Annotated in this window: 20 protein-coding genes and 4 pseudogenes; 11 read left to right on the top strand and 13 right to left on the bottom strand. The window is 72.0% G+C overall.

The features are described 5' to 3' along the window. Positions 1-360, bottom strand: a complete 360-nt coding sequence (locus ACQEV8_RS07080; RefSeq protein WP_432958270.1) for an ArsR/SmtB family transcription factor — start codon at positions 358-360, stop codon at positions 1-3. Positions 361-421: 61 nt separating this feature from the next. Between ACQEV8_RS07080 and ACQEV8_RS07085 the strand changes: the two genes are divergently transcribed. Further along, complete coding sequence (locus ACQEV8_RS07085; RefSeq protein ID WP_432958272.1) at positions 422-1,450, top strand: cation diffusion facilitator family transporter; 1,029 nt, start codon at positions 422-424, stop codon at positions 1,448-1,450. 1 nt (position 1,451) lies between these two features. Here ACQEV8_RS07085 and ACQEV8_RS07090 read toward each other — a convergent pair whose 3' ends face one another. Together ACQEV8_RS07090 and ACQEV8_RS07095 are read right to left on the bottom strand one after the other, a co-directional pair. Beyond that, a complete protein-coding gene (locus tag ACQEV8_RS07090; protein WP_432958274.1) occupies positions 1,452-2,009 on the bottom strand; it encodes a YbaK/EbsC family protein in 558 nt (185 codons plus the stop codon). Positions 2,010-2,051: 42 nt separating this feature from the next. Further along, entirely contained in the window at positions 2,052-2,624 is a 573-nt protein-coding gene (locus ACQEV8_RS07095) for a helix-turn-helix domain-containing protein (protein ID WP_432958276.1), read from the bottom strand. Between the two features lie 97 nt (positions 2,625-2,721). On the opposite strand from ACQEV8_RS07095, the pseudogene ACQEV8_RS07100 reads away from it, so the two are divergent. Continuing rightward, positions 2,722-3,578, top strand: a pseudogene (locus tag ACQEV8_RS07100) (EamA family transporter). 2 nt (positions 3,579-3,580) lie between these two features. Here the strand turns inward: ACQEV8_RS07100 and ACQEV8_RS07105 are convergent. Further along, entirely contained in the window at positions 3,581-4,378 is a 798-nt protein-coding gene (locus tag ACQEV8_RS07105) for an acyltransferase (protein WP_432958277.1), read from the bottom strand. 112 nt (positions 4,379-4,490) lie between these two features. On the opposite strand from ACQEV8_RS07105, the gene ACQEV8_RS07110 reads away from it, so the two are divergent. Next, the gene (locus tag ACQEV8_RS07110) at positions 4,491-5,018 is read left to right on the top strand and encodes a gamma carbonic anhydrase family protein (protein ID WP_432972505.1); all 528 of its coding nucleotides are present in this window, start codon (positions 4,491-4,493) and stop codon (positions 5,016-5,018) included. 19 nt (positions 5,019-5,037) lie between these two features. Here the strand turns inward: ACQEV8_RS07110 and ACQEV8_RS07115 are convergent, their stop codons facing one another. From ACQEV8_RS07115 to ACQEV8_RS07130, 4 genes are all read right to left on the bottom strand, one after another. After that, positions 5,038-5,664 (bottom strand): DedA family protein, encoded by a 627-nt coding sequence (locus tag ACQEV8_RS07115; protein WP_382585684.1) that lies wholly within the window; start codon positions 5,662-5,664, stop codon positions 5,038-5,040. Positions 5,665-5,735: 71 nt separating this feature from the next. After that, on the bottom strand, positions 5,736-8,123 hold the full coding sequence (locus tag ACQEV8_RS07120) for a phosphoketolase family protein (protein WP_432958279.1): 2,388 nt from the start codon (positions 8,121-8,123) through the stop codon (positions 5,736-5,738). 113 nt (positions 8,124-8,236) lie between these two features. Beyond that, a complete protein-coding gene (locus tag ACQEV8_RS07125) occupies positions 8,237-10,726 on the bottom strand; it encodes a beta-glucosidase family protein (RefSeq protein ID WP_432958281.1) in 2,490 nt (829 codons plus the stop codon). Positions 10,727-10,883: 157 nt separating this feature from the next. Continuing rightward, a complete protein-coding gene (locus tag ACQEV8_RS07130) occupies positions 10,884-12,725 on the bottom strand; it encodes a ricin-type beta-trefoil lectin domain protein (RefSeq protein WP_432958282.1) in 1,842 nt (613 codons plus the stop codon). A gap of 351 nt (positions 12,726-13,076) precedes the next feature. Between ACQEV8_RS07130 and ACQEV8_RS07135 the strand changes: the two are divergent. Next, positions 13,077-13,358 (top strand): annotated as a pseudogene (locus ACQEV8_RS07135) (sugar phosphate nucleotidyltransferase); the annotation flags it as partial. On the opposite strand, the gene ACQEV8_RS07140 reads toward ACQEV8_RS07135, so the two are convergent. Further along, a complete protein-coding gene (locus ACQEV8_RS07140; RefSeq protein ID WP_432958283.1) occupies positions 13,353-14,315 on the bottom strand; it encodes an IS481 family transposase in 963 nt (320 codons plus the stop codon). The pseudogene ACQEV8_RS07135 and the gene ACQEV8_RS07140 sit on opposite strands and share 6 nt — an antisense overlap. Before the next feature lie 27 nt (positions 14,316-14,342). Here ACQEV8_RS07140 and ACQEV8_RS07145 point away from each other — a divergent pair. Next, positions 14,343-15,083 (top strand): annotated as a pseudogene (locus tag ACQEV8_RS07145) (UTP--glucose-1-phosphate uridylyltransferase); the annotation flags it as partial. 106 nt (positions 15,084-15,189) lie between these two features. On the opposite strand, the gene ACQEV8_RS07150 reads toward ACQEV8_RS07145, so the two are convergent. After that, positions 15,190-15,642 carry a DUF4442 domain-containing protein gene (locus tag ACQEV8_RS07150; protein ID WP_432958285.1) on the bottom strand — a complete coding sequence of 151 codons (453 nt, stop codon included), beginning with the start codon at positions 15,640-15,642 and terminating at the stop codon, positions 15,190-15,192. Positions 15,643-15,816: 174 nt separating this feature from the next. Here ACQEV8_RS07150 and ACQEV8_RS07155 point away from each other — a divergent pair, with 174 nt between their 5' ends. Together ACQEV8_RS07155 and ACQEV8_RS07160 are read left to right on the top strand one after the other, a co-directional pair. Then, positions 15,817-16,833, top strand: coding sequence for a hypothetical protein (locus tag ACQEV8_RS07155; RefSeq protein WP_432958287.1), 1,017 nt, complete (start codon positions 15,817-15,819; stop codon positions 16,831-16,833). A 57-nt stretch (positions 16,834-16,890) separates the two neighbouring features. After that, positions 16,891-18,175: pseudogene (locus tag ACQEV8_RS07160) on the top strand (MFS transporter). On the opposite strand, the gene ACQEV8_RS07165 reads toward ACQEV8_RS07160, so the two are convergent. Together ACQEV8_RS07165 and tuf are read right to left on the bottom strand one after the other, a co-directional pair. Beyond that, positions 18,137-18,982, bottom strand: a complete 846-nt coding sequence (locus tag ACQEV8_RS07165) for a spermidine synthase (protein WP_432958288.1) — start codon at positions 18,980-18,982, stop codon at positions 18,137-18,139. The pseudogene ACQEV8_RS07160 and the gene ACQEV8_RS07165 sit on opposite strands and share 39 nt — an antisense overlap. Positions 18,983-19,096: 114 nt before the next feature. Continuing rightward, complete coding sequence (tuf, locus tag ACQEV8_RS07170) at positions 19,097-20,266, bottom strand: elongation factor Tu (RefSeq protein ID WP_432958290.1); 1,170 nt, start codon at positions 20,264-20,266, stop codon at positions 19,097-19,099. A gap of 333 nt (positions 20,267-20,599) precedes the next feature. Between tuf and ACQEV8_RS07175 the strand changes: the two genes are divergently transcribed. Further along, positions 20,600-21,391, top strand: a complete 792-nt coding sequence (locus ACQEV8_RS07175) for a TVP38/TMEM64 family protein (protein ID WP_432958291.1) — start codon at positions 20,600-20,602, stop codon at positions 21,389-21,391. A gap of 39 nt (positions 21,392-21,430) precedes the next feature. On the opposite strand, the gene ACQEV8_RS07180 is transcribed toward ACQEV8_RS07175, so the two are convergent. Further along, positions 21,431-22,600, bottom strand: a complete 1,170-nt coding sequence (locus ACQEV8_RS07180) for a thiolase family protein (protein WP_432958293.1) — start codon at positions 22,598-22,600, stop codon at positions 21,431-21,433. A 122-nt stretch (positions 22,601-22,722) separates the two neighbouring features. On the opposite strand from ACQEV8_RS07180, the gene ACQEV8_RS07185 reads away from it, so the two are divergent. The 3 genes from ACQEV8_RS07185 (at position 22,723) to ACQEV8_RS07195 (ending at position 24,516) form a co-directional block, all read left to right on the top strand. Next, complete coding sequence (locus ACQEV8_RS07185; RefSeq protein ID WP_432958295.1) at positions 22,723-23,193, top strand: winged helix-turn-helix transcriptional regulator; 471 nt, start codon at positions 22,723-22,725, stop codon at positions 23,191-23,193. 170 nt (positions 23,194-23,363) lie between these two features. Beyond that, positions 23,364-24,239: an undecaprenyl-diphosphate phosphatase gene (locus tag ACQEV8_RS07190; protein WP_432958297.1), complete on the top strand. Its 876-nt coding sequence runs from the start codon at positions 23,364-23,366 to the stop codon at positions 24,237-24,239. Positions 24,240-24,336: 97 nt separating this feature from the next. After that, entirely contained in the window at positions 24,337-24,516 is a 180-nt protein-coding gene (locus ACQEV8_RS07195) for a hypothetical protein (RefSeq protein WP_184599516.1), read from the top strand. Positions 24,517-24,555: the final 39 nt, after the last annotated feature.

Genomic DNA, 24,555 nt, shown 5'->3' on the forward strand with positions numbered 1-24,555 from the left:
TCAGTCGTGCGGGGGACGGTCGCTGAGACGGTGGTCGGCCACGTTCAGCGCCTCGTCCACCAGCCGGCGCAGATGGCCGTCACGGAGTGAGTAGATCACCCGGCGGCCCTCTTTGCGCGTGTTCACCAGACCCGCGAGGCGCAATCGCGCCAGGTGCTGGCTGACGGCGGGCCGGGCCGCCCCGCACTCCTCCGTGAGGGTCGTGACGTCGGCCTCCGACCTGGTCAGTGCGTGCAGCAGGGCGAGGCGGGTCCGGTCCCCCAGGAGGGCGAGGAGTTCGGCGGCGAGCGCGAACTGTTCCTCGCCGGGGCTGCGCGGGTGCGCATCGTGCGCAGGTGACAGGTGCATGCGTGCGCTCATACGCACATAATGGCGCTGTGGGCGTGTGCACGTCCACTCCCGCGCACCGGAAGGGACCCACGTGAGCGACCGGCACGAGCACTCCCACCCTCACCACCACCGGCACGGCGTGCGCCACCGGCTGTCCCACCTCCTCACCCCCCACTCCCACGAGACGGCCGACAAGGTCGACCCGGCCCTGGAGTCCTCGGCTCGTGGGATGCGGGCGCTGTGGGTCTCGCTCGCGGTGCTCGGTGTGACGGCTCTGGCCCAGGCGCTCGTGGTGGCCGTCTCCGGCTCGGTGGCGCTGCTCGGCGACACCGTGCACAACACCGCGGACGCGCTGACCGCCGTACCGCTCGGGATCGCCTTCGTGCTGGGCCGGCGCGCGGCCACCCGCCGCTTCACCTACGGCTACGGCCGGGCCGAGGACCTGGCGGGGCTCGTGATCGTGCTGACGATCGCCGCGTCCGCCGCCTTCGCGGGGTGGACGGCGATCGACCGCCTCCTCGACCCACGTCCGGTCCAGCAGGTTCCGGCGGTCGCCGTGGCGGCCCTCGTCGGGTTCGCGGGCAACGAGTGGGTGGCCCGCTACCGCATCCGGGTGGGCCGCGCGATCGGCTCGGCCGCGCTGGTCGCCGACGGACTGCACGCCCGCACCGACGGCTTCACCTCACTGGCCGTGCTGCTGGGTGCCGGCGGCTCGGCCCTGGGCTGGCACCTGGCGGACCCGATCGTGGGGTTGGCTATCACGGCGGCGATCGCGCTGGTGCTGCGGGACGCGGCGCGTGAGGTGTTCCGGCGAGTCATGGACGCGGTCGACCCGGCCCTGGTGGACCGGGCCGAAGCCGCCCTGACCGAGGTCCCCGGGGTGCGCGCGGTGGGCGAACTGCGGCTGCGCTGGATCGGGCACCGGCTGCGCGCCGAGGTCGCGGTGGTGGTGGACGGCGCCGTGACGGTCCGTGAGGCCCACCGCATCGCGGTCGACGCCGAACACGCGCTGCTGCACGCCGTGCCCCGCCTCACCGCCGCCCTGGTCCACGCCGACCCGGAGCCGGTCCCGGGTGAGGCCGACCCGCATCTCGCGCTGGCCCACCACACGCCGGCGTAGCTCAGGAGATCCCGAGCCCCTCCAGCACCACGGCACCCGGCAGTTCCGCGAACGCCTTGCCCGGGACCAGCAGCTTGCCGCGCCGCCGGCCGCTGCCGACCAGCACGTACGGCAGGTCGACGACGGCCGCGTCCACCAGCACGGGCCAGTTGCCCGGCAGTCCGACCGGGGTGATGCCGCCGTACTCCATGCCGGTCTCGCCGGTCGCCGTGTCCATACCGGCGAACGAGGCCTTGCGGGCGCCCAGTTGACGGCGCACGACGCCGTTCACATCGACCCGGGTGGTGGACGGTACGACGCACGCGGCGAGCGTGGTCTCGCCGGCGCGCTTGCCCGCCACCACCACGCAGTTCGCGGACCGCTCCAGCAGGTCCCGGCCGTAGTGCTCCACGAAGACGGCGGTGTCGGCCCACTCGGGGTCGGTGTCGACGTAGAGGATCTGCTCGGCGGGGACACTGCCCCGCCAGTGGCGTACCGCGTCCGCGACCGGGCCGGTGAGTTCGTCGAGGCAGACGGGGGCCGGACGGGCGTCGTCGAAGTGTCCGATGGGTGCGCGCATGACCGCACGCTAACAACAGCGCACGGCCTCGGGCCGGGCGTCTCAGGACACGGGCGGCACCGAGACGGCCATGATCATCTGCATCGGCACGTCGCCGGTGTTGCCGTACGTGTGCGGGACGTTGGCCTCGAAGTGAACGCTCGAACCGGCGGGCACGCGGTACTCGACACCGTCGGCGGTGAGGGTCAGCTCCCCTGCCGTGACATGGAGCAGTTCGGTCGTGCCGGCGGGGTGCGGGTCCGAGGGGCTGCTCTCGCCGGGCATCAGCCTCCAGTCCCACATCTCCAGCGGGCCGGGCGCCTCGGTGCCCGCGAGCAACCGGTTGTAGCTGCCGGCCTCGGTGTGCCACAGCCGTACGGTCTGCTCGGCGGGGACGACGTGGACGTTCGGGCCCTTCTCGTAGTCGAGCAGGGTCGTGATGCTGATGCCGAGCGCGTCGCCGATCTTGACGACGGTGCCGAGGCTGGGGTTGGTGCGGGCCTGCTCGATCTGGATGAGCATGCCGCGACTGACACCTGCCCGGGCGGCGAGCACGTCCAGGGTGAAGCCGCGCACCGCGCGCCAGTGCTTGACGCTGCGCGCCAGGGACTGGGTCAGCAGCTCGAGGTCCGACACATTCCGTCCAATATTTTATATTCCACAGTACATCTGAGTGCACTATGGTGTGGTTGACCTGATCGTTCACTGAACTGTACTGCGAGGCTTCCGGACCATGACAGCACTCTTCGCCCTGGCCACCAGCTTGCTGTGGGGACTGGCCGACTTCGGCGGCGGACTGCTGACCCGGCGCACACCCGCGCTGACGGTGGTCGTGGTCTCGCAGTCGATCGCTGTGGTCGTGCTCGGCGCGGTCGTGGTGGCGACCGGCGGCTGGAGCGAGGCGGGGCCGCAACTGTGGTTCGCCGTGGCAGCCGGGCTCGTCGGGCCGGTGGCGATGCTCGCCTTCTACAAGGCGCTCGCGCTGGGCCCGATGGGCGTGGTCTCACCGCTGGGTTCGATCGGCGTGGCCGTGCCGGTCGGCGTCGGCCTGATGCTGGGCGAGCGCCCCGGCCTGCTGCAGTTCGTCGGCATCCTGGTCGCCGTCGCCGGTGTCTGTCTCGCCGGCGGTCCCCAGTTCCGCGGCGCGCCCGTGCAGCGCCAGGCCATCGCTCTGACCCTCCTCGCGGCGTTCGGCTTCGGCGCGGTGATGGCCCTGATCGCGGAGGCGTCGACCACGCTCACGGGGCTCTTCCTCGCGCTGTTCGTGCAGCGGGTGACAAACGTGACCGCCGGAGGGCTCGCGCTGCTGGTGTCGGTTCGGCGCGGATCGCCGGCCCTCCCGGCGGACGGCTTTCCCTGGCGTTCCCTGCCCGCGCTCGCCTTCGTCGGCCTCGCGGACGTCGCCGCGAACGGCACCTACTCGATCGCCGCACAGCACGGCCCGGTCACCGTCGCCGCGGTACTGGCCTCCCTCTACCCGGTGGTGACGGCGGTGGCCGCGCGGGGCTGCTCCAGGAACGCCTGCGGGCGGTGCAGGCCGCCGGTGCGGGCCTTGCCCTGGTGGGGACGGTCCTCCTGGCATCGGGCTGAGGTCAGGACCCCGGCTCCAGGTTCGCGAGATCGGCCGCCGCCCCCTCGTCGAGCTCGGCCAGCCGGGCCGCCGTCTCCTCGTCCAGGTCCGACAGCGCTCGCAGCTGATCGGGCGTGACGCCCTCCGGTATCGGCACCGGAGGCGGGGTGCGCAGCGGCGGCTGCCAGCCGTCGGCGGGGGTCCAGCGCCGTACGACGCGGGCCGGCGCGCCCGCCACCACGGCGTGGTCGGGCACCGCGCCCCGGACGACCGCGCCCGCGGCCACCACCACGTTCCGCCCGATCCGGGCGCCCGGCAGGATCACCGCGCCCGTGCCGATCCAGCAGCCCGGCCCGATCTCCACCGGCTCCATCCGCGGCCACTGCTTGCCGATGGGCTCGTGCGGGTCGTCGTAGGAGTGGTTCGTGGATGTGACGTACACGTACGGGCCGAAGTAGCAGTCGCTGCCGATGGTGACCGTCGTGTCCGCGATGACATGGCTGCCGCGGCCCAGGACGACGCCGTCGCCGAGGCGCAGGATCGGGTCGGGTCCGAGATCGAGGTCGGGCATCAGGCCCGCCGTGAGGGTGACCTGCTCGCCGATGATGCAGTGGGAGCCGAGGTGGATCCAGGGTTCGCCGAAGACGGTGCCGAGCGGGAAGGCGAGCCTGGTGCCTGTTCCCATCGCACCGAAGTGGTGGCGCCCGGGGTGCTCGGCCGTGACGGAGCCGGTGCGCTGCACCCAGGCCCAGCCCGCGTGGACGGCGCGCTGCGCGAGGCCCCGCCGCCAGGATGAGAACGTGTTCTTGCGCTTCGGCACGAGGTCACGGTACTCAGCGGTAGCTCACCCCGTGGCGTCGGAGGCCTGTGATCTTCGCCCCACCGGGTGTCGTACGGTTTGCGCGTTGTCTACGACGTTTCTGGAGGCGGACATGGCGCAGCGGGCGATGATCACGGGGATCGGCGGCCGGGAGCCGCAGATCGATCCGGAGGCGTTCGTGGCCCCGACGGCTTCGGTGATCGGGGGCGTGACGCTGGGTGCGGGGGCGAGCGTCTGGTACGGAGCCGTGGTGCGGGGTGACGTCGAGTCGATCTCGGTCGGCGCCAGCAGCAACGTGCAGGACAACTGCACGCTCCACGCCGACCCGGGGTTTCCCGTGACGGTGGGTGAGCGGGTGTCCATCGGGCACAACGCCGTGGTGCACGGGGCGACCGTCGAGGACGACTGTCTGATCGGCATGGGGGCGACCGTGCTGAACGGGGCCGTCATCGGGGCCGGGTCCCTGGTCGCCGCGCAGGCGCTGGTGCCGCAGGGGATGGTCGTGCCGCCCGGGTCACTGGTGGCGGGCGTTCCCGCGAAGGTCCGGCGGGAGCTGAGCGAGGAAGAGCGGCAGGGGGTCACCCTCAACGGCACGATGTACGCCGAGCTGGCGAAGGCGCATCGCGAGGTGCACGCGTAGGAATGAGAAGGACGCCCTGCTACTCGGCGGCGGCCGCTACAGGCTGGGCCTTCTTCGCCTTGCGCTTGATCACCAGCATGGACGTGACACCGACCAGGACCGCCGCCACCAGGCCCAGCCACGAGAAGCGCTTCAGCCAGGACTCGGCGACGATGCCGACGTAGTAGATGACCGCCGTCGTGCCGCCCGCCCAGACGATGCCGCCGAGGACGTTGGCGATGAGGAACTTCCAGTAGGGCATGCGGAGCACACCGGCCAGGGGGCCCGCGAAGATGCGCAGGAGGGCGACGAAGCGGCCGAAGAAGACCGCCCACATGCCCCACTTCTCGAAGGAGCGCTCGGCGGTGGCGATATGGCCCTCGCTGAAGTGCTTGGGGAACTTGTTGCCCAGCCAGGCCAGCAGGGGGCGACCGCCCTTGCGGCCGATGGCGTAGCCGATGGAGTCGCCGATGATCGCGCCGGCCGTGGCACAGGCGCCGAGGACGACGGGGTCGATGTCACCGTGCTGGGAGGCGAGCAGCGCGGAGGAGACCAGAATGATCTCGCCCGGCAGCGGGATGCCCAGGCTTTCCAGGCCGATGACCACTCCCACCAGCGCGTAGACGGCGACAGCGGGTACGGTTTCGAGCCACTCCTGGACGTGCAACGCCGGTTCCTTTCCCTGAGCTTCCCTGCGGGCACGGGAAGCCTACCGGGTTGCAGGACGTGCTCCGCGGCTCAGGCGTTCCACGTCCACTCGGCGACTTCGGGCAGGTCGGTGCCGTACTCGCGGATCCAGGCGTGGTGGCGGGTGCGGGCGTCGGCCATCCGCTGGCGTACGGCCGTGGCGCGCACCGCGAGGCCCGGGACGCGGTCGATGACGTCCATCACCAGGCGGAAGCGGTCGAGGTCGTTGCGGACGACCATGTCGAAGGGCGTGGTAGTGGTGCCGGACTCCTTGTAGCCGCGCACGTGCAGATGCTGGTGGCCGGTGCGGCGGTAGGCGAGGCGGTGGATCAGCCACGGGTAGCCGTGGTAGGCGAAGATCACCGGCTTGTCGGTGGTGAACAGGCCGTCGTACTCGAAGTCGCCCATGCCGTGCGGATGCTCCTCGCGGGGCAGCAGCCGGGCCAGGTCGACGACGTTCACCACGCGCACCGCCAGGCCGGGCAGGTACCGGCGGAGCAGGTGCGCGGCGGCCAGGACCTCCTGGGTGGGCACGTCACCGGCGCACGCCAGCACGACGTCGGGTTCCCGGGAGCCGTCCTCGGTGCCCGCCCACTCCCAGGCTCCGGCGCCGCGGGCGCAGTGCACCCGGGCCTCGTCCATCGACAGCCAGTCGAAACAGGGCTGCTTGCCGGCCACGACGACGTTGACGTAGTCGCGGCTGCGCAGGGCGTGGTCCGCGACGGACAGCAGGGTGTTGGCGTCCGGCGGGAGGTAGACCCGGACGACCTCGGGGCTCTTGTTGAGGATGTGGTCGACGAAGCCGGGGTCCTGGTGGGAGAAGCCGTTATGGTCCTGGCGCCACACATGCGAGGTCAGCAGGTAGTTGAGGGAGGCGATGGGGGCCCGCCAGGGCAGTCGCCGGGAGGTGCGCAGCCACTTGATGTGCTGGTTGACCATCGAGTCGACGATGTGCACGAACGCCTCGTAGCAGGAGAACAGCCCATGCCGGCCGGTGAGCAGATAGCCCTCCAGCCAGCCCTGGCAGAGGTGCTCGGAGAGGACCTCCATGACCCGGCCGTGCCGGTCCAGGTCCTCGTCGACGGGCAGCGTCCCGGCCTGCCAGGTCTTGCCGCTGGCCTCGAAGACGGCCTGGAGCCGGTTGGAGGCGGTCTCGTCCGGCCCGACCAGGCGGAAGTCACGGCGGTCGGCGGTGTCCCGCATGACCCGGGCGAGGAGGTCGCCCAGGACCCGGGTGGGCTCGTGCGTCGTCGTGCCCGGTTTGTCGACCGGGACGGCGAACTCGTCCAGGGACGGGACCGGCAGGTCGCGGAGCAGCAGTCCGCCGTTGGCGTGCGGGGTGGCGCCGAGCTGCCTGGTGCCCTCGGGGACGCAGTCGAGAACGTCCGCGAGCGGGCGGCCCTCGGCGTCGAACAGTTCCTCGGGCCGGTACGAGCGCAGCCAGGCCTCCAGTTGCCGCAGGTGTTCCGGATTGCCGCGGACACCGGACAGCGGCACCTGGTGGGAGCGCCAGGTGCCCTCGACCGGCTCGCCGTCGACCTCGGCCGGGCCGGTCCAGCCCTTCGGGGTGCGCAGCACGATCACCGGCCATAGGGGGCGTTCGGCCACGCCCTCCTCGCGGGCGGCGCGCTGGGCGTCGGCGATGCGGTCGAGCGCGGTGTCCAGGGCGTGGGCCATCGCGCGGTGGACGGCGGCCGGGTCGTCGCCGACGACGTGGATCGGCTCGTGGCCGTAGCCGCGCAGCAGCGCGTCGAGCTCCGTCTGCGGGAGGCGGGACAGCACGGTCGGGTTGGCGATCTTGTAGCCGTTGAGGTGCAGGATCGGCAGGACGGCGCCGTCGTGGACGGGGTCGAGGAACTTGTTGGCGTGCCAGGAGCCGGCCAGCGGGCCCGTCTCCGCCTCGCCGTCGCCGATGACGCAGGCGACCAGCAGGCCCGGGTTGTCGAGGGCGGCGCCGTAGGCGTGGGCGAGGGAGTAGCCGAGTTCGCCGCCCTCGTGGATCGAGCCGGGGACCTCCGGGGCGACATGGCTGGGCACGCCGCCGGGGAACGAGAACTGCCTCATCAGCAGCTCCATGCCCGGCGCGTCCCGCGTCGCGTCCGGGTACTTCTCGGTGTAGCTGCCCTCCAGCCAGGAGTTGGCCAGTACCGAGGGCCCGCCGTGGCCCGGCCCCCAGACGCACAGCGCGTCCAGATCGCGGTTCTTGATCACGCGGTTGAGGTGGGTGTGGACGAGGTTGAGCCCGGGTGAGGTGCCCCAGTGCCCCAGCAGCCGGGGCTTGATGTGCTCGGGCCGCAGCGGCTCGGTCAGCAGGGGGTTCGCCAGCAGATAGATCTGACCGGCCGCCAGGTAGTTGGCGGCGCGCCAGTGGGCGTCCAGCCTGCGCAGCTCCTCGTCGGTCGGTGCGGTCCTGCTGTCCTGGCGCGGGGCCTCGGGCATGAGTGACTCCCTGGGGGTTCTGCGACGGCCTCAGGAGGAGTACCAGTCTGTTCCGGATCGATGCCCGGCGCCCGTCGGCCATGCGGTGCGGGCCGCTCGGTACCCGCCGGGCTTCAGCCGCCCACCCGTACGCTCGTCCGCAGCCGCGCGTCCCGGGACGACGCCCCGATCCACAGGGTGCGCGGGCCGGTGCCGAGCACCCAGCCGTGGACCTTCGGGTCCCAGGAGGACAGGGTGCGCGGCTCGACGCGTACGGTCACGCGCCGCTGTTCCCCCGCCCGCAGAGAGAGCCTGCGGTACCCGGCCAGGACGCGGACCGGCTGGTCGAGCCGGAGGTCCGGGGCCGGTCCTGCGTACACCTGCGGCACGGCCACGCCGTCACGCGGGCCGGTGTTGCGGACGGTGAAGGCGACGTCCAGGCCGCCGGACGTCCAGCGCGCGTCCGGGTCCTCGTAGCCGAAGGTCGTGTACGACAGTCCGTGGCCGAAGGGGAACAGCGGCGCCACGTCCTCGGCGTCGTACCAGCGATGACCGACGTGGATGCCCTCCGTGTACTCCTCGGCGCCGTCCACGCCGGGGTAGCGGCGGGGGTCCCCCGCGACGGGGTGGTGGTCGTCGTCGGCGGGGAAGCTCTGGGTGAGGCGGCCGCCGGGATCGCGCTCCCCGAACAGGACGGCGGCGGTGGCGGCCGCCCCCTCCTGGCCCGGGTAGTACATCTGGAGCACGGCCCCGGTGCGCTCCAGCCACGGCATCGAGGTGGCGGACGAGGTGTTGAGGACGACGGTGGTGCGCGGGTTGGCCGCCGTCACGGCCTCGATGAGCCGTTCCTGGTTGCCGGGGAGGGCGATGGTCGTACGGTCCTGGCCCTCGATGGCGTCCTCGTAGGCGAACAGCACGACGTCCCGGGCGGAGCGGGCGGCCCGTACGGCCTCCGCGACGTCCTGGGCGCGGGTCGCGGAGGTGATGCGGCGCAGCCGGAACACCTGGCCGGTGTCTCCGCCCTGTGCGGTGACCGACAGCCGGTGCGGACCCCTGGCCGGCTTCAAGGTGTTGCGGCGCACGGACAGCCCGTCGGCCGCGTGGGTGAGCAGGCCGCCCATGAAGTACTCGTCCCAGCCGGGCACCAGAGGGAAGAGTTCCTCGCCGTCGAGGAGGACCTTCGGGCGGAGCGGGGGCGTGCCGGAGTAGTGGAGGACGAACGTCCAGTCGTCGCCGGCCTCGGCGTCGGCCACCGTGAGGGTGCCGTCGTACGTCCAGGTCCGGCCGGCGTCGACGCGCTGCGCCTCGGAGTCGAAGGCGGGGTCGAGCGCGCTCGCCGGGAGTGGCTTGCCGAAGGCGTCCTCGCCGAGTGCCCAGGTCACCCGCGCGGCGCGCGAGCGGATGGCGTCGAGAGGGCTGTCGGCGTGCTCGGGCACGACGTGGGCGCTGCCGCCGCCGCTGACCAGGGGCCGGGCGCCGGTCGGCCCGATCACCGCCACGCTCCCGCCGCCGGTCAGGGGCAGGGTGCCAGGTGCGTTGCGCAGCAGGGTGGCGCCCGCCTCGGCGACCTCGCGCGCGACGGCCGCGCCGGCCTTCGCGTCGCGCTCCGGGCGTTGCGGGACGGTGCCGCCGAGCAGCCCGAAGCGGTCCATGACGGTCAGGACGCGGCGTACGGCCCGGTCGACGTACCGTTCGGGCACGCCGCCGTCGCGCACGGCCGAGATGAGCGGCTTACCGAAGTGGGTGCCGTCGGGCATCTCCATGTCGAGGCCCGCCATGACGGCCTCGCGGGTGCTGTGCGCGGCGGACCAGTCCGTCATCACCCAGCCGGTGAAGTCCCAGCGCTCGCGCAGGACGCCGGTGAGCAACTCCTCGTTCTCGCAGGCGAAGGTGCCGTTGACCTTGTTGTAAGCGCCCATCACCGCGCCCGTGCCGGCCGTGACGGCCGCTTCGAAACCGCGCAGCTCGGTCTCGTGCAGGGTCCGTTCGTCGACGCGCACATCGACGGAGGTGCGGTCGCGCTCCTGGTTGTTGAGCGCGAAGTGCTTGACGGTCGCGATGAGCCCCTCGCCCTGGATGCCCTCGATCTCGGCGGCGACCAGGTGCGCGGAGAGCAGCGGGTCCTCGCTGAAGGTCTCGAAGTTGCGGCCGGCGTACGGGGTGCGGATGAGGTTGACCATCGGGGACAGCAGCACGTCCTGGCCGAGGGCGCGGCCCTCCCGGCCGATGACCTGGCCGTAGCGCCTGGCCAGCTCGGGGTCGAAGGCGGAGGCCAGCAGGACGGGGGCGGGCAGAGCGGTGGCGTGCCGGGTGACGCGGACACCGGCCGGGCCGTCGGCGAGACGCAGCGAGGGGATGCCGAGCCGTGCCACTCCGGGGACGTAGCCCGCCTGGCCGAGCGGGCGCGGGTCGGTGGCGCCGTGCAGCAGGGAGATCTTCTCGTCGAGGGTGAGCCGGGCGAGCAGGTCCTCGACCCGGGCGCCGGTGCCCTGGCCGCGTCCGCCCCGCGCGTGAGCAGGGGAAGCCGGGCTGAAACCGCCGGTGGCCGCCGCGACCACCGCAACCGCTCCACCGAGCAGACGAAGGGCGGACCGCCGGGGGAAACGGGAGACGGAGTCGGTCATGAAGGCACTATGCGCCCGTCCCGCCTTCGCCTTTCGCCGGACACCCGGTCAGGTCGGGTGAACCTCTCCACGCGCATCGGGGCCGGGGTCACCCGGCCGGGTGACCCATGGCTGCCGACGGCAACGGGACGGGTCGCCCCAACGGATGCCCCGGGATCTACGGATGCGTCGCGGCGTGCAAGGTCAGCACGGTCCTTGCCACGCCGGCGGTCGCCCGCCCCAGCACGTCGGGGCCGGGCGCCGACGTACCGTCGGGGCCCGTGCCCGGGCCGGGTTCGTCGCAGCAGTTCACCTGGGCGATCCGTGGCTCGTAGCGGTCCGGCGGGGGCTGCTGCTCGGACTTGGCCAGTGGGGACTCGGGCGGGTGCGCCGAGGGGGCGTCCGGGTAGGGCCCCTTCTTCTCCTGATCGTTCTCCCGTGGCACGACGCGGGAGTCCTGGGTCCGGTTCTTCCGGGACTCCCCCGCCTCCTCGCGGGCCACCGCCGGTTCCAGCGCCCAGCGTTGCGCCTTGGATCCGTCGCGTCCGGTGACGATCACATGCCGGCCCTTTCCGGGGGCGACGGCCAGTCCCTTGCCGCCGCGCGGCAGGAGTTCGCCGCGCACGGTCAGGTCGTAGCGCACGACCCCGGCGTGCACGAGACACCCGGCCAGGCCGACCGGCCTCTCGGCGGTGTCGGAGTCGAGGCAGAGCGTCGGGTCGGCGGCGCTGCGCAGCAGTCCGTCGTCCTGGTACGACCACTGCGGGGATCCGTCGGAGCAGGCGGTCAGCACGATACGGGCGTCGTCCCGGAGCCGACCGCCCCGGACGTCGAGGCACAGTCCGGCGTCGAGGTTGCGCAACCGCCCACGGGCCACTTCGGCGGGGTTGCCGGCGGAGGCGGCCGACGAGGCGGCGGCCGGGGACGACTCCGTGGACGGGGATCCCGCATCGCCCGGGTCGACGAAGTGGCCGCTGACCGCTCCCCAGGTGGCCTGAGGATCGGCGGTACCGCCCTCTTCCGACCAGCCCCGGGCGGCGAGCAGCGTGGCGAGCAGCACGAGGGAGGTCAGCCCGACCGCGGCGGCCAGCGCCTTCGTGTGTTTCCTCGGAGTCCCGAGCCGGCCGTCCGCCGGCAGGGCGTGGGCCCGCAGGCGGTGCCGGCCACCGGCCGGATGCGCCGGAAGGGCGCGCGGACCTCCGTCGCGGCCCGGCCGTGATTCGAGGTAGCGGCGGGCGCCCCAGCCGAGCACGGTCTCGACGAGCAGGTCCTCCAGACCGCCCTCGAAATGACTGAGTTGCTCGGCGGCGTGCCGGCAGTAGCGGCAGGCCATGAGATGGCGTTGCACATCCGGCAGCAGAGCCCCGCCGCGGCGCATCGGAACGTCCAGCAAGCGGTTGTAGTACCGGCATTCCCGCGTCGGCGCGAGTTCCCGGTGCGCCCGTACGCAGCCCGCCCGGAATTGCTCGCGGGCCTGTTCCAGAGCGGCCGACGCGATACGGGGGTCCACCCCCAGCAGACCGGCCGGTACGGATAGGGGCTCGGCCTCGACCTCCGTGTGCCAGAGCAGGCATTGGGAAGCCCCGGGAAGGGTCCTGAACGCGCGTTCCGCGAGGCGCCGCCTTTCGGCTGTCGTGGACCGGGCGGCGCGCAGACCCCGGGCACCGACGGGTTTGCGGAGTTCCGGCAGCACGACGGAGATGCCGTCGTCGGCGGCCCACTCCCCGACCGTGTCCCGCACGGCCGCGAGCAGGCGCGGGCGCAGCGCACCGACGCCCGGCCCGGCGAGTTCCCGGCGGAAAGCGGCCGCGGCCGCCATGGACGCCGAATCCGCCGAGGAAGCCAGACAGATCACGGCGTACTCGTACACGGACCGCCAGTGCCGCGAGAGCAACAGCGCGACGGCGCGCGGGCCTTCACCGGGTTCGCCGACCCGGGCGAGGAGATCGCGGTCGGACTCCGCGGGCCCCGCTCCGGGTCGCGGCGGGTACGGCGGGCGTGGGGGGTACGGGGATTGCACTGAACCATTTCCTTCCAGCCGCAGGACGGCATGCGAATTGCGGCGTCCGTCGGAAAGCAGGTGCGTGATTGGTGCATACCTAGCCGCGTGAGCTGCGGACTTGGGTGTGAGGCGGCTCACTTTCGCACATGCGACTCACAGGTAACAAGGAGTTCGGATGACCCAAGTTCAAAACGCCGCGAATTCAGATATGTTACCGGCGGTATCCGCACCGGCATTCGAAATCCGCACCACCCAAGACCTCAAGTTGTGTGCACGCAAAGGTGATTGGTCCACGAAATCTCCAACTCCACAGCCCACTCCCATGCGGCTCTCGGCGCGCTCTCATCTCCGCGGGACAGCATGGGCCGCATGATCGACCCCCACGCTTCCACCCCGGTCACCCCCGCCCGAACCGCCCGCACCGTCCGCAAGGCAGTGGTCCCGGCCGCCGGCCTCGGCACCCGCTTCCTGCCCGCCACGAAGGCGACGCCCAAGGAGATGCTGCCGGTCGTCGACAAGCCGGCCATCCAGTACGTCGTCGAGGAGGCGGCAGCGGCGGGACTCGACGACGTCCTGATGGTCACCGGCCGGCACAAGCGGGCCATCGAGGACCACTTCGACCACGCCTTCGAACTGGAGCAGGCCCTAGCTGTGCTGTTCGGAGAGGTTGGTGACGCGGCTGGCTGGGGTTTGGCCGCTGATTCCGGTGTGGGGTCGGTGGTAGTTGTACCAGTCCAGCCAGTCAGGAAACGCTGCCTGTCGTTCGGCGTTTGAGGTGTAGGGCCGCTGATAGGCCCACTCGTCGAGCAGGGTGCGGTGGAAGCGTTCGACCTTGCCGTTGGTCTGGGGCCGCCAGGGGCGGGTCCAGCGGGGGCCGATGCCCAGGTCGTGGCAGGTGTCGCGCCAGGTGTTCTTGGTGTAGGCCCAGGCGTTGTCGGTCAGCACGCGTTCAACGGCGACGCCCTGGCCGGCGAACCAGGCGGTGGCCCGGCGCAGAAAGCCGGCGCAGGTGGCGGCTTTCTCGTCGGGCAGGTCTTCGGTGTAGGCCAGGCGGGAGTGGTCGTCCAGGGCGGTGTGCAGGCAGGCGTATCCGGTGCCGTTGCGGCGGTCCTGGTTGGCCCGGCCGGCTGCGCGGCCCAGGACCTTGTGACCGCCGCCGTCGGGGATGCGGCCGAGTTTCTTGACGTCGATGTGGACCAGTTCGCCGGGCCGGGCGCGCTCATAGCGGCGGACGGGTTCGCCGGTGGCCCGGTCGCAGGCAGCGAGCGGGGGCAGGCCGTGCCGGACGAGGATGCGGTGGGCGGTGGAGGCGGCGGTGCCGCATCGGGCGGCCAGCCGCACCGGTCCGATGCGATGCTCGCGCCGCAGGCGCACCACCCGTTCCTCGATGGCGGCCGGGGTGCGGCGGGGCTGGTGGTGCGGGCGGCTGGAGCGGTCCTGCATCGCGGCGGGCCCGTGCTTGCGGTAGCGGTCTGCCCAACGCGCTGCGGTGGTGTGGCTGACCTGGAAGCGTTCCGCGGCCCGCCGGAGCGGCCATCCGTCGTCGATGACACACCGGGCCAGACGCAGCCTGCCGGTCGCGGTCAGTGGGGCATTACGGTGGAACAACGAGGGCCTCCTGGGAGCCGGTTGTTGATGTCGCAATCCACACCGAACCCGGAGGCCCTCGCCTCGTTCAAGGACCACTCAAGGCGTGTCGCCTGTCACCAACGTCCCGGGACAGCACACCTAGCCGCCAAGGGCGACACCGTACGGCTGGACGCGGTGCGCGACCCGGGCCGGCTGGCGAGCATCCACCACATCCGGCAGGGCGACCCGCTCGGCCTCGGCCACGCCGTACTGTGCGCCCGCCGCCATGTCGGCGACCAGCCCTTCGCGGTTCTCCTCGGCGACGACCTGATCGACCCGCGCGAGACGCTGCTCAGCCGGATGCTCGACGTCCGCGACCGCCGCCTCGGCAGCGTGGTCGCCCTGCTGGAGGTTCCGCCGGAGCAGATCCACCTCTACGGCTGCGCCACCGTCGAACCGACCGGCGAGGAGGACGTCGTCCGTGTCACCGGCCTGGTGGAGAAGCCGGCCCGGCAGGACGCACCGAGCCGCTATGCCGTCATCGGGCGCTACGTCCTCGACCCGGCCGTCTTCGGCGCCCTGGAGCGCACCCCGCCGGGCCGGGGCGGCGAGATCCAGCTGACCGACGCCCTCCAGGAGCTGGCCGCGGGCGGCACGGTGCACGGAGTCGTGTTCAAGGGCCTGCGCTACGACACCGGGGACAAGGCGGACTACCTGCGCACGGTGGTCCGGCTGGCCTGCGACCGGCCCGACCTGGGGCCGGAGTTCGTGGCATGGCTCAAGGGGTTCGTCGCGGAGCTGGACGGCGCGCACCCGACGTCCCCGCGCGGCGGCACATCGCGGCCTGAGGCAACGCGAGGGCCCCAGCCCGGGGTTCACCCTCGGCCGGGGCCTCAGTCGCGCGACAGTGCGCTCAGCCGTTGGGACGCAGCGTCCAGACGACCTTCATCTCACCGGTCACGGCACCATCGGCCCGCTGGATGGCGATGGCCACCGGAAACTCGGGACGCCCGCCCGCGTCCAGTTCGGCGACGACCTCGGCGGCCGGGCGTCCGAGGGTCGCGGTCGCCGTGACCGCGCCCATCGCCAGCTTCTTGTAGGCGATCTCGGCGCTGACGGCGAGCGGCACGGCACGCGAGAGCTGGTCCCCGAACGCGGCCAGCACGATCGCCCCGCTCGCGGACTCGCCGAGCGTGAACATCGCGCCGGCGTGCGGCCCGCCCACGTGGTTGTGGTAGTCGCTCTGGTCCGGCAGGGAGACCACCGCCCGCTCCGACGTGGTCTCGAGGAACTCGAGGTTCAGGGTCCGTGCCATGGGCACCGTGGCGGCGAGCATCTCGCCGATGGACATCTGGTCTGCGCTCATACCCGCATGTTACTCACGAGTAGAGACGCCTGGCCAGGCCCTGACCAGGCCGTGTGACGACCGCCGCATCGGTCCGCCACGCGCCGGTTCGTGCCGTGTCGTCACCGTGTTGCTACGGCTCCGTCCACAGGCGGTGACCGAATCGTGTCCGGAGCGCGGCTAGGGTGACTGCCCATGTGGCCAGGACAGCAGCCGCCCGGGGGCGAGCAGAACCCGCAAGCGAACAACCCGTACCAGCAGCCGGGGTACCAGCAGCCGAATCCGTACCAGCAGCCTGGCTATCAGCAACAGCCGGCCGCCTACGGGCAGCAGCCGCAATGGGGCGCCCCGGCGCCGGCCGGCGCGCCCCAGCCGCCGCCGGGCGGTGGCGGCGGCGGCAACCGGACGAAGCTGGTCGCGATCATCGCGGCCACGGCGGTGGTCGTGGCGGCCGGCGTCACCGGCTTCCTGGTGCTGGGCGGCGACAAGGACGACACGGCTGACGGGAAGACCGACAAGAAGCCGACCCCGGCCGCCTCCAAGGAGTCCTCCACCGAGCCGAGCGCCTCCGCTTCCGGGAGCAACCCGCGCGGCGGCGAGGAGGAGAAGGCGACCATCCCCGGCTGGAAGGTCGTCATCAACACGCGCTTCGGCACCGAGTTCGACGTCCCCGCCGACTGGGAGATCGAGACTCCTGGTACCAGCGTGGGCTTCGAGTGGGAGAAGAAGGACGGTGAGATGGACCGCACCAGCGTCACCGCCCCCGCCTATCTGAAGTCCAAGTGGTGCACGAGCGACGACGACAAGGACGGCCGCGAGGACGACACCGCCCTGGCCACCGTCGGCACCCGCGGTGAGGACGGCGCGAAGACCACGGACGAGGCGGCCGAGACCCGCGTGCCGTGGTGGATCTTCGGCGGCTACACCCAGCCGGACAAGAAGAGCGTGAAGTTCACCAAGCCCAAGCCGTACACCACCAAGTCGGGCATCAAGGGCAGCGTCGCCACGGCGCACTCGGAGAACACCCCGCAGAACGGCAAGTGCGACAGCGACGGCAAGGCGATCACCTTCGCCTTCAAGAACGGCGCGGGCGACTTCGTCACCTGGAACCTGTACGGCGCCAAGGGCGTCAAGGGCGAGCTGTCCGAGGCGACCGTCCAGAAGATCCTCGGCACCGTGCGGCTCACCAAGGAGGGCCCCCAGGGGGCGTGACCGGCGAGGCGCGATAATCCGTTTGGCAAGGCGCCCGGCCCCGGCGATAGTCACGGGGTGCTGACCACCGAGCGTCGCCCCGCCTGGGCGGGCCGCAACTACTCCCTGCTGACCGCCGCCGCGGTCGTCACCAATCTGGGCAGCCACGGCGCCCTGGTCGCGGCGGCGTTCGCCGTTCTCGAAACGGGCGGTGACAGCGGTGACGTCGGCCTGGTCGCGGCTGCGCGGACGCTCCCGCTGGTGCTGTTCCTGCTGATCGGCGGCGCTGTCGCGGACCGGCTGCCCCGCCACCATGTGATGGTCGCGGCCAACGCCCTGAACTGCCTTTCGCAGGCCGCCTTCGCCGCCCTCGTGCTGGCCGGGGAGCCCCTGCTCTGGCAGATGATGCTGCTCGCCGCCCTGGGCGGGACCGGCCAGGCCTTCTTCGGTCCGGCCGCCGAGGGCATGCTGATGTCCTCGGTCGACGGCGAGCAGGCGGGCCGCGCGTTCGCGGTGTTCCGGATGGCGATGCAGGGCGCGGCCCTGGGCGGCGCCGCGCTCGGCGGGGCCATGGTCGCCGCGATCGGGCCCGGCTGGGTGCTCGCGGCGGACGCGGCGGCCTTCGCGCTCGCCGGGGCGCTCCGCGCCTTCCTCGACGTCGGCCACATCGCGCCGCGGGCGCCGGGCGGCGGGATGCTCGCCGATCTGCGGGAGGGCTGGCGGGAGTTCGCCGGCCGGCCGTGGCTGTGGGCGATCGTCCTCCAGTTCTCGATCGCCAACGCCGTGGTCGCCGCCGCCGAGGCGGTGTACGGCCCGCTCGTCGCCCGCGACCACCTCGGCGGCGCGGGCCCCTGGGGCCTCGCCCTGGCCGCGTTCGGGGCGGGGACGGTCGCCGGCGCCCTGCTGATGACCCGCTGGAAACCCCGCCGCCTGCTCCTCGCGGGCACCCTGTGCGTGTTCCCCTGGCCCTGCCCGCGGCCGCACTCGCCGTCCCGGTCCCCATCGGGGTCCTGTTCGTGGTGATGTTCGTCGCGGGCGCGACCGTGGAGGTGTTCGGCGTCTCCTGGATGACGGCCCTGCACCAGGAGATCCCGAGGACAAGCTCTCCCGCGTCTCGGCGTACGACTGGTTCGGGTCCGTCGCGCTGTCACCGCTCGCCACGGCCGGGGCGGGCCCGGCGGAGGAGGCGTTCGGCCGTTCGACGGCGCTGTGGGGCTGCGCGGGCCTGGTCGTCCTGGTCACGGCGGGCGCGCTGTGCGTACCGGACGTACGCGACCTGCGACGCCGGACCACCTCGGTGGCCCAGAGCGGCACGGAGCGCGCGTCAGCCGATACCGAACGCCCCGTCGGGGGGCTCGGGTGAGGGCACGGCATCCTCGTCCCGCACCGCCGGCGCGCCCCCGATGAACCGCCGCAGAGAAGCGCCGTGTTCGACCCGGGCCGGAAAGGCGTCGGCGGCCGTACGCCTCGCCAGAGCGGTCAGGTCGATCTCGTGGAGTCCCGCCACGAGCACCGCGTTCCCGAACCGCCGCCCCCGCAGCACCCCCGGCTCGGCGATCAGCACGAGTTCCCCGAACGCCGTCGCCAAGGTCGCGAGCTGGGACCGCAGAAAGGCGAACGGCGCCGCGTCGGGAAGATTGGCGAGATAGACCCCGCCGTCCCGCAGCACCCGCGCGGCCTCGCGGACATAGGGAACGGACGTGAGGTGCGCCGGCACCCGCGAACCGCCGAACACATCGGCGACGATCACATCGGCCGAGTCCGCAGCGGCCTTCTCCAGCCACTCCCGCGCGTCCGCCGCGTGCGACGCGACCCGGGCGCCCTCCGGCAACGGCAGCTGCTCGGCCACCAGGTCCAGCAGCCCGCTGTCCGCCTCGACGACGTCCTGCCGTGATCCCGGCCGGGTCGCGGCCACATACCGGGGCAGCGTGAGCGCCCCACCTCCGAGATGCACCACGTCCAGCACCCGCCCCGGCTCCGCCACGACATCCAGCACATGCCCGAGCCGCCGCGTGTACTCGAACTCCAGATGCGCCGGATCGTCCAGATCGACATACGACTGAGGCGCCCCGTCGACGGTCAGCAACCAGGCCCTTTCCCGATCGACGTCGGGCATGAGCTTGGCGAATCCGTGATCGACGGACCGGGCGACGGCGATGGCTTCGTTCACCCCTCCATTGTGCCGTTGGGCAACCGGCCCTTCAGGGGCGCGGGGCTGTCTTGATATGCGGCTCCGCCGCGTGGGCGCGACCAGCCACAACCGGCCCCGCAGTCCCCCACCACCTCAACCCACCACGGTCACGGTCCCCGCCCCGACAGTCCTGCCACCCTCACGAATGGCAAACCCGAGCCCGGGCTCCAACGGCACGTCCCGCCCCAGCTCCACCGTCATGACGACCGTCTCCCCGGGCCGGGCCACGCCGACCTCACCGAGGTCCACATCCCCCACCACATCCGCCGTACGGATGTAGAACTGCGGCCGGTACCCGGTCGACACCGCTGTCGTACGACCCCCCTCACGCGCGGACAGCACATACACCTGCGCGGTGAACCGACGACTGGGCACGACACTCCCCGGCGCGGCGACCACATGCCCCCGCCGGACGACATCCCGCGCCACCCCCCGCAGCAGCAACGCCACGCTGTCCCCGGCCTGCGCCTCCTCCATCGGCCTGCCGAAGGTCTCAAGACCCGTGACCACCGTCTCGACGGAGGCCCCGAGCACCTCGACCCGGTCCCCGACCCGCACCGTGCCCCGCTCCACCGCACCGGTCACGACGGTCCCCCGCCCGGTGATGGTCAGCACGTTCTCCACGGACAGCAGGAACGGCGCGTCCAGATACCGCTCCGGCATCGGCACATACGTGTCGACCGCGTCGAGCAGCGCCTCGACGGACGCCGTCCAGCGCGGGTCCCCCTGCAGCGCCTTCAGGCCCGAGACCCGTACGACGGGTACGGAGTCACCGCCGTAGCCGTGCGCGGTGAGCAGGTCGCGTACCTCGAGCTCGACCAGGTCGGTCAGCTCCTCGTCGCCCGCGTCGGCCTTGTTGAGGGCGACGACGATGTGGTCGACGCCCACCTGCCGGGCGAGCAGCACGTGTTCGGCGGTCTGCGGCATGATCCCGTCGAGCGCGGAGACGACGAGGATCGCCCCGTCCAGCTGCGCGGCGCCGGTGACCATGTTCTTGACGTAGTCGGCATGGCCCGGCATGTCCACGTGCGCGTAGTGCCGTGTGTCGGTCTCGTACTCCACGTGCGCGATGTTGATGGTGATGCCGCGCGCCGCCTCCTCGGGCGCCCGGTCGATCCGGTCGAACGGCACGAACGCGCCGCTGCCGCGGTCGGCGAGGACCTTGGTGATGGCGGCGGTCAGGGTGGTCTTGCCGTGGTCGACATGACCCATCGTGCCGATGTTGAGATGTGGTTTCGTACGGACGTAGGCCGTCTTGGGCATGGCTGTACCTCGAAGCGTCTAGTCATGAAGTGGGACCCCGAGGACCTGCCCGACCCTCCCCTTGCGGGGTCCGACCGGACGAACCGGAGAGGGTCAGCTTCGGGCGCCGTCTGCAACGGCTGTGAGAGCTACGACGGCAGCCTTCGGGGCATCCGTGACCACGGATGCTGCGAGGGTGAAGGCCTGCCGGAACATGACGCCGATCATTGCCGACCCTTAACCGCACGTCGAATGGTTTTCGGGGGCCGCGCGCAAGGAGGCGTTCAACTGCCCGTGACGCTGGTGAGACGAACCATACGGCGATCACACACATATGTCGGTTAGTGTCGCCGGATGCTCGATGCCACCACCCGCTCTGGGGGCACCGCCACGGCCTCTCCCCGGGCCAGCACCGCGGAGCTCGCCGTCGCCGCTTCCCCGGCAACGACCGCCTCGCCCGTCGCACCGACCCGTTTCGCCGCTCGCTGCACGAGAGTGCTGCTCTCCCCGTGGTCACGGCTGTCCCTGCTCGTCACCCTGCTCGCCGGGGGCGCCTGCGCGGTGCTGCTGTTCGAGCCGCAGCGGCTGCTGACGGAGGGCTGGCCGCCGCAGCTCGGCGGAGCCGCGGCGGCGGTGGTGTTCGCGGTGGCGTACGGCGTGTGCACCGTCGCGTTCGTGCCGAGGCCGCTGCTGAACCTCGCGGCGGGCGCGCTGTTCGGTTCGCAGCTGGGCACCGGCACGGCTCTGGCGGGCACGGTGCTGGGTGCCGGCATCGCCTTCTGCCTGGGCCGGGCGCTGGGCCAGGACGCCCTGCGGCCGTTGCTGCGCGGGCGCTGGCTGAAGGCCGTGGACGGCCAGCTCAGCCGGCACGGCTTCCGCTCGATGCTGGCGCTGCGACTGTTCCCCGGTGTGCCGTTCTGGGCCGCGAACTACTGCGCCTCCTTCTCCCGTATGGGCCTGCTGCCGTTCCTGCTGGCGACGGGTCTCGGCTCGATCCCGAACACCGCGGCCTACGCCGTCGCCGGTGCCCGTGCCTCCACTCCGACGTCCCCCGCCTTCCTGATCGCCCTGGCGTGCATCGCCGTGCCCGCGCTGGTGGGCGTGGTGCTGGCGTGGCGCAAGCGGCACCAGCTGCGCCGCCTCTGACGAACCGTTACGCCTGACCGGGGCACGGCCCCGGTCCGGTCACACCCGTTCGAGCACCATGGCGTTGGCGAGCCCGCCCGCCTCGCACATCGTCTGGAGCGCGTACCGGGCGCCCCGTTCCCGCATCGCGTGCACGAGCGTCGTCGTCAGCCGGGTCCCGCTCGCGCCGAGGGGATGGCCGAGAGCGATGGCGCCACCGTGCACATTGACCCGGGCGAGGTCGGCGCCGGTCTCCTGCTGCCAGGCCAGTACGACACTGGAGAACGCCTCGTTGACCTCGAACAGGTCGATGTCGTCGAGGGTCAGTGACGCTTTGCGCAGCACCTTCTCGGTCGCCGGTACGACACCGGTCAGCATCAGCAAAGGGTCGGAGCCGGTGACGGCGAGGCTGTGCAGCCGGGCGAGCGGGCGCAGGCCGAGCCGGGCCGCCGTCTCGCTCGACGTGATGAGCGCCGCCGAGGCGCCGTCGTTGACCGGGCTGGCGTTGCCCGCCGTGACGTTCCACTCGATCTGCGGGAAGCGCGCGGCGAAACCCGGGTCGTAGTAGGCGGGCTTGAGGCCGGCGAGGATCTCGGTGGTGCTGCCGGGCCGTACGCACTCGTCGTGCCTGACACCCTCCAGCGGCGCGATCTCGGCCTCGAAGAGCCCGCATTCCCGGGCCGCGGCGGCCCTCCGGTGCGAGGAGACCGCGAAGGTGTCCATCTGCTCGCGGCTGATCGACCACTTGGCGGCGATCAGCTCGGCGCTGATGCCCTGCGGGACGAGCCCCTCGGGGTAGCGCTCGGCGACACCGGGGCCGAAGGGATCCTTGCCCGCGGGCACGTTCGACCACATCGGCACCCGGCTCATCGACTCGACCCCGCAGGCCACGACGAGGTCGTACGCGCCCGAGAGCACGCCCTGCGCCGCGAAGTGCACGGCCTGCTGCGAGGAGCCGCACTGGCGGTCCACGGTGGTCGCGGGCACCGACTCCGGGAAGCCCGCCGAGAGGACGGCGTAGCGGGTGGTGTTCATGGCCTGCTCGCCGACCTGGTCGACGGTGCCGCCGATGACGTCGTCGATCAGCGCCGGGTCGACGCCGGACCGCTCGACGAGGCTGCGCAGGGTGTGGGCGAGCAGTTCCACGGGGTGGACGTGCGCGAGGGCGCCGTTCTCCTTGCCCTTGCCGATCGGGGTGCGTACGGCTTCGACGATGACTGCGTCACGCATGGCGGGCCTCCATGACTGCCAGGGACTGCCGGGAACAACCAGGTACTACCGGTGAGTAGGAAATCCGAACTCACCGTAGCCTGGTGAGTTGGAAAATCCAACCCTCTCCTAGACTGAGGTCCATGGCCGCCAGCAAAGACCCGCGCCCCTGTTCCATCGCCGACACCCTCGCGCTCGTGGGCGAGAAGTACTCCCTGCTCGTGCTGCGGGAGGTGTGCCTCGGCAACGGCCGCTTCGATCAGCTGGTGCGCAACATCGGAGCACCGCGCGACATCCTCGCCACGCGGCTGCGCCGGCTCGTCGACGCCGGGATCCTGACCAAGCAGCCCTACAGCGAGCGCCCGCAGCGCTTCGAGTACCGGCCCTCGCAGGCGGGACTGGAGCTGGAGCCGGTGCTGATGACCCTCATGGCGTGGGGCGACCGCCATCTACGGACGGACGGCGACCGCCCGATGGTCCTCGAGCACTCCTGCGGCCGGGCCCTCGCCCCGGCCGTCACCTGCCGGGCCTGCGGGGACGAGGTGCGCCACGAGGACCTCACGGCCCGCCCCCAGGCGCCCGGCTGGACGGTGACCGGCCCGACGGCGGCCTGATCCGGCCCGCTCAGGACCACTCGGGGCCGCCTTCCAAACCCCTGTGGCCCAGGGGTTCATCCGGGGACGCTACGCTTCCCCCTCGGCACACTTGATCCCACGGTCATTTCATACGGCGACCCGCCGTGCCCGTCGTCCGTCCCACACCGGCACTTGGATTCCGCTACCTCATGTCTTGGTTCGAATCACTCATCCTCGGACTCGTCCAGGGGCTGACCGAGTTCCTCCCCGTCTCCTCCAGCGCGCATCTGCGACTGACGGCGGCCTTCTCGGGCTGGAAGGACCCGGGTGCGGCCTTCACGGCGATCACCCAGATCGGTACCGAGGCCGCCGTGCTGATCTACTTCCGCAAGGACATCGGGCGGATCCTGTCCGCGTGGACGCGCTCACTGACCGACAAGGCGCTGCGCAGTGACCCCGATGCCCGGATGGGCTGGCTCGTCATCGTCGGCTCGATCCCGATCGGCCTGCTCGGCGTGACACTGAAGGACCAGATCGAGGGCCCGTTCCGCGATCTGCGGCTCACCGCGACGATGCTGATCGGCATGGGCATCGTCCTGGGCGTCGCCGACCGGCTCGCCGCCCGGGACGAGAAGAGCGGCCGCCACCGCGCGCCCAAGCAGCGCAAGGCCCTGGAGGACCTGGGAGTCCGGGACGGACTGATCTACGGCGCCTGCCAGGCCATGGCACTGATCCCGGGCGTCTCCCGCTCCGGCGCCACCATCAGCGGCGGCCTGTTCATGGGCTACACACGCGAGGCCGCGGCCCGCTACTCCTTCCTGCTCGCCATCCCCGCGGTGCTCGCCTCGGGTGTGTTCGAGCTCAAGGACGCGACGGAGGGCGGCCATGTGTCGTGGGGGCCGACGATCTTCGCGACGATCATCGCCTTCGTGGTCGGATACGCGGTGATCGCCTGGTTCATGAAGTTCATCACCACCAAGAGCTTCATGCCGTTCGTCTACTACCGCATCGCCCTCGGCATCCTCATCATCGTCCTGGTGTCGATGGGTGAGCTGAGCCCGCACGCGGCCGAGTCGGCGGGCTGACCCGACGGCCTGTGAGCCGCGTCTCGTGACCAACCGCATAGGGATCCCGTAGCCGTCCGGTAGCGGGCTGTCAGTGGGTGCCCCTAGGCTTGTCCGCATGTCCCCCGATTTCTCGACCCCTGGTTCCGTGCGGTCCGCCGCCGAGGTCAACGAGGAGATCCGTGCGCTGTGGCGGCGCACGGGCGGCAAGCTGTCCGCCGAGGAGCGCGCGGAGTACGAGTTCCTGGTCGTCGAGTGGGCGGCCGCGATCCGCGGCGAGGTCGTCGAGGCGGCCTGAGCACCCCCGGCCCCCCCAGTCAACTGCCCTTTTTCGTCG

The sequence above is a fragment of the Streptomyces sp. CA-179760 genome (assembly GCF_050937045.1).
Classification (GTDB): domain Bacteria; phylum Actinomycetota; class Actinomycetes; order Streptomycetales; family Streptomycetaceae; genus Streptomyces.

Excerpts from the sequence above, each read along its gene's own strand:
- ACQEV8_RS07155 (WP_432958287.1), top strand. The coding sequence starts at position 15,817 with ATGTGGCCAGGACAGCAGCCGCCCGGGGGCGAGCAGAACCCGCAAGCG.
- ACQEV8_RS07195 (WP_184599516.1), top strand. The coding sequence starts at position 24,337 with ATGTCCCCCGATTTCTCGACCCCTGGTTCCGTGCGGTCCGCCGCCGAG.
- tuf (WP_432958290.1), bottom strand. The coding sequence starts at position 20,266 with ATGCCCAAGACGGCCTACGTCCGTACGAAACCACATCTCAACATCGGC.
- ACQEV8_RS07120 (WP_432958279.1), bottom strand. The coding sequence starts at position 8,123 with ATGCCCGAGGCCCCGCGCCAGGACAGCAGGACCGCACCGACCGACGAG.
- ACQEV8_RS07190 (WP_432958297.1), top strand. The coding sequence starts at position 23,364 with ATGTCTTGGTTCGAATCACTCATCCTCGGACTCGTCCAGGGGCTGACC.
- ACQEV8_RS07080 (WP_432958270.1), bottom strand. The coding sequence starts at position 360 with ATGAGCGCACGCATGCACCTGTCACCTGCGCACGATGCGCACCCGCGC.
- ACQEV8_RS07125 (WP_432958281.1), bottom strand. The coding sequence starts at position 10,726 with ATGACCGACTCCGTCTCCCGTTTCCCCCGGCGGTCCGCCCTTCGTCTG.
- ACQEV8_RS07180 (WP_432958293.1), bottom strand. The coding sequence starts at position 22,600 with ATGCGTGACGCAGTCATCGTCGAAGCCGTACGCACCCCGATCGGCAAG.
- ACQEV8_RS07090 (WP_432958274.1), bottom strand. The coding sequence starts at position 2,009 with ATGCGCGCACCCATCGGACACTTCGACGACGCCCGTCCGGCCCCCGTC.
- ACQEV8_RS07185 (WP_432958295.1), top strand. The coding sequence starts at position 22,723 with ATGGCCGCCAGCAAAGACCCGCGCCCCTGTTCCATCGCCGACACCCTC.
- ACQEV8_RS07110 (WP_432972505.1), top strand. The coding sequence starts at position 4,491 with ATGGCGCAGCGGGCGATGATCACGGGGATCGGCGGCCGGGAGCCGCAG.
- ACQEV8_RS07175 (WP_432958291.1), top strand. The coding sequence starts at position 20,600 with ATGCTCGATGCCACCACCCGCTCTGGGGGCACCGCCACGGCCTCTCCC.
- ACQEV8_RS07150 (WP_432958285.1), bottom strand. The coding sequence starts at position 15,642 with ATGAGCGCAGACCAGATGTCCATCGGCGAGATGCTCGCCGCCACGGTG.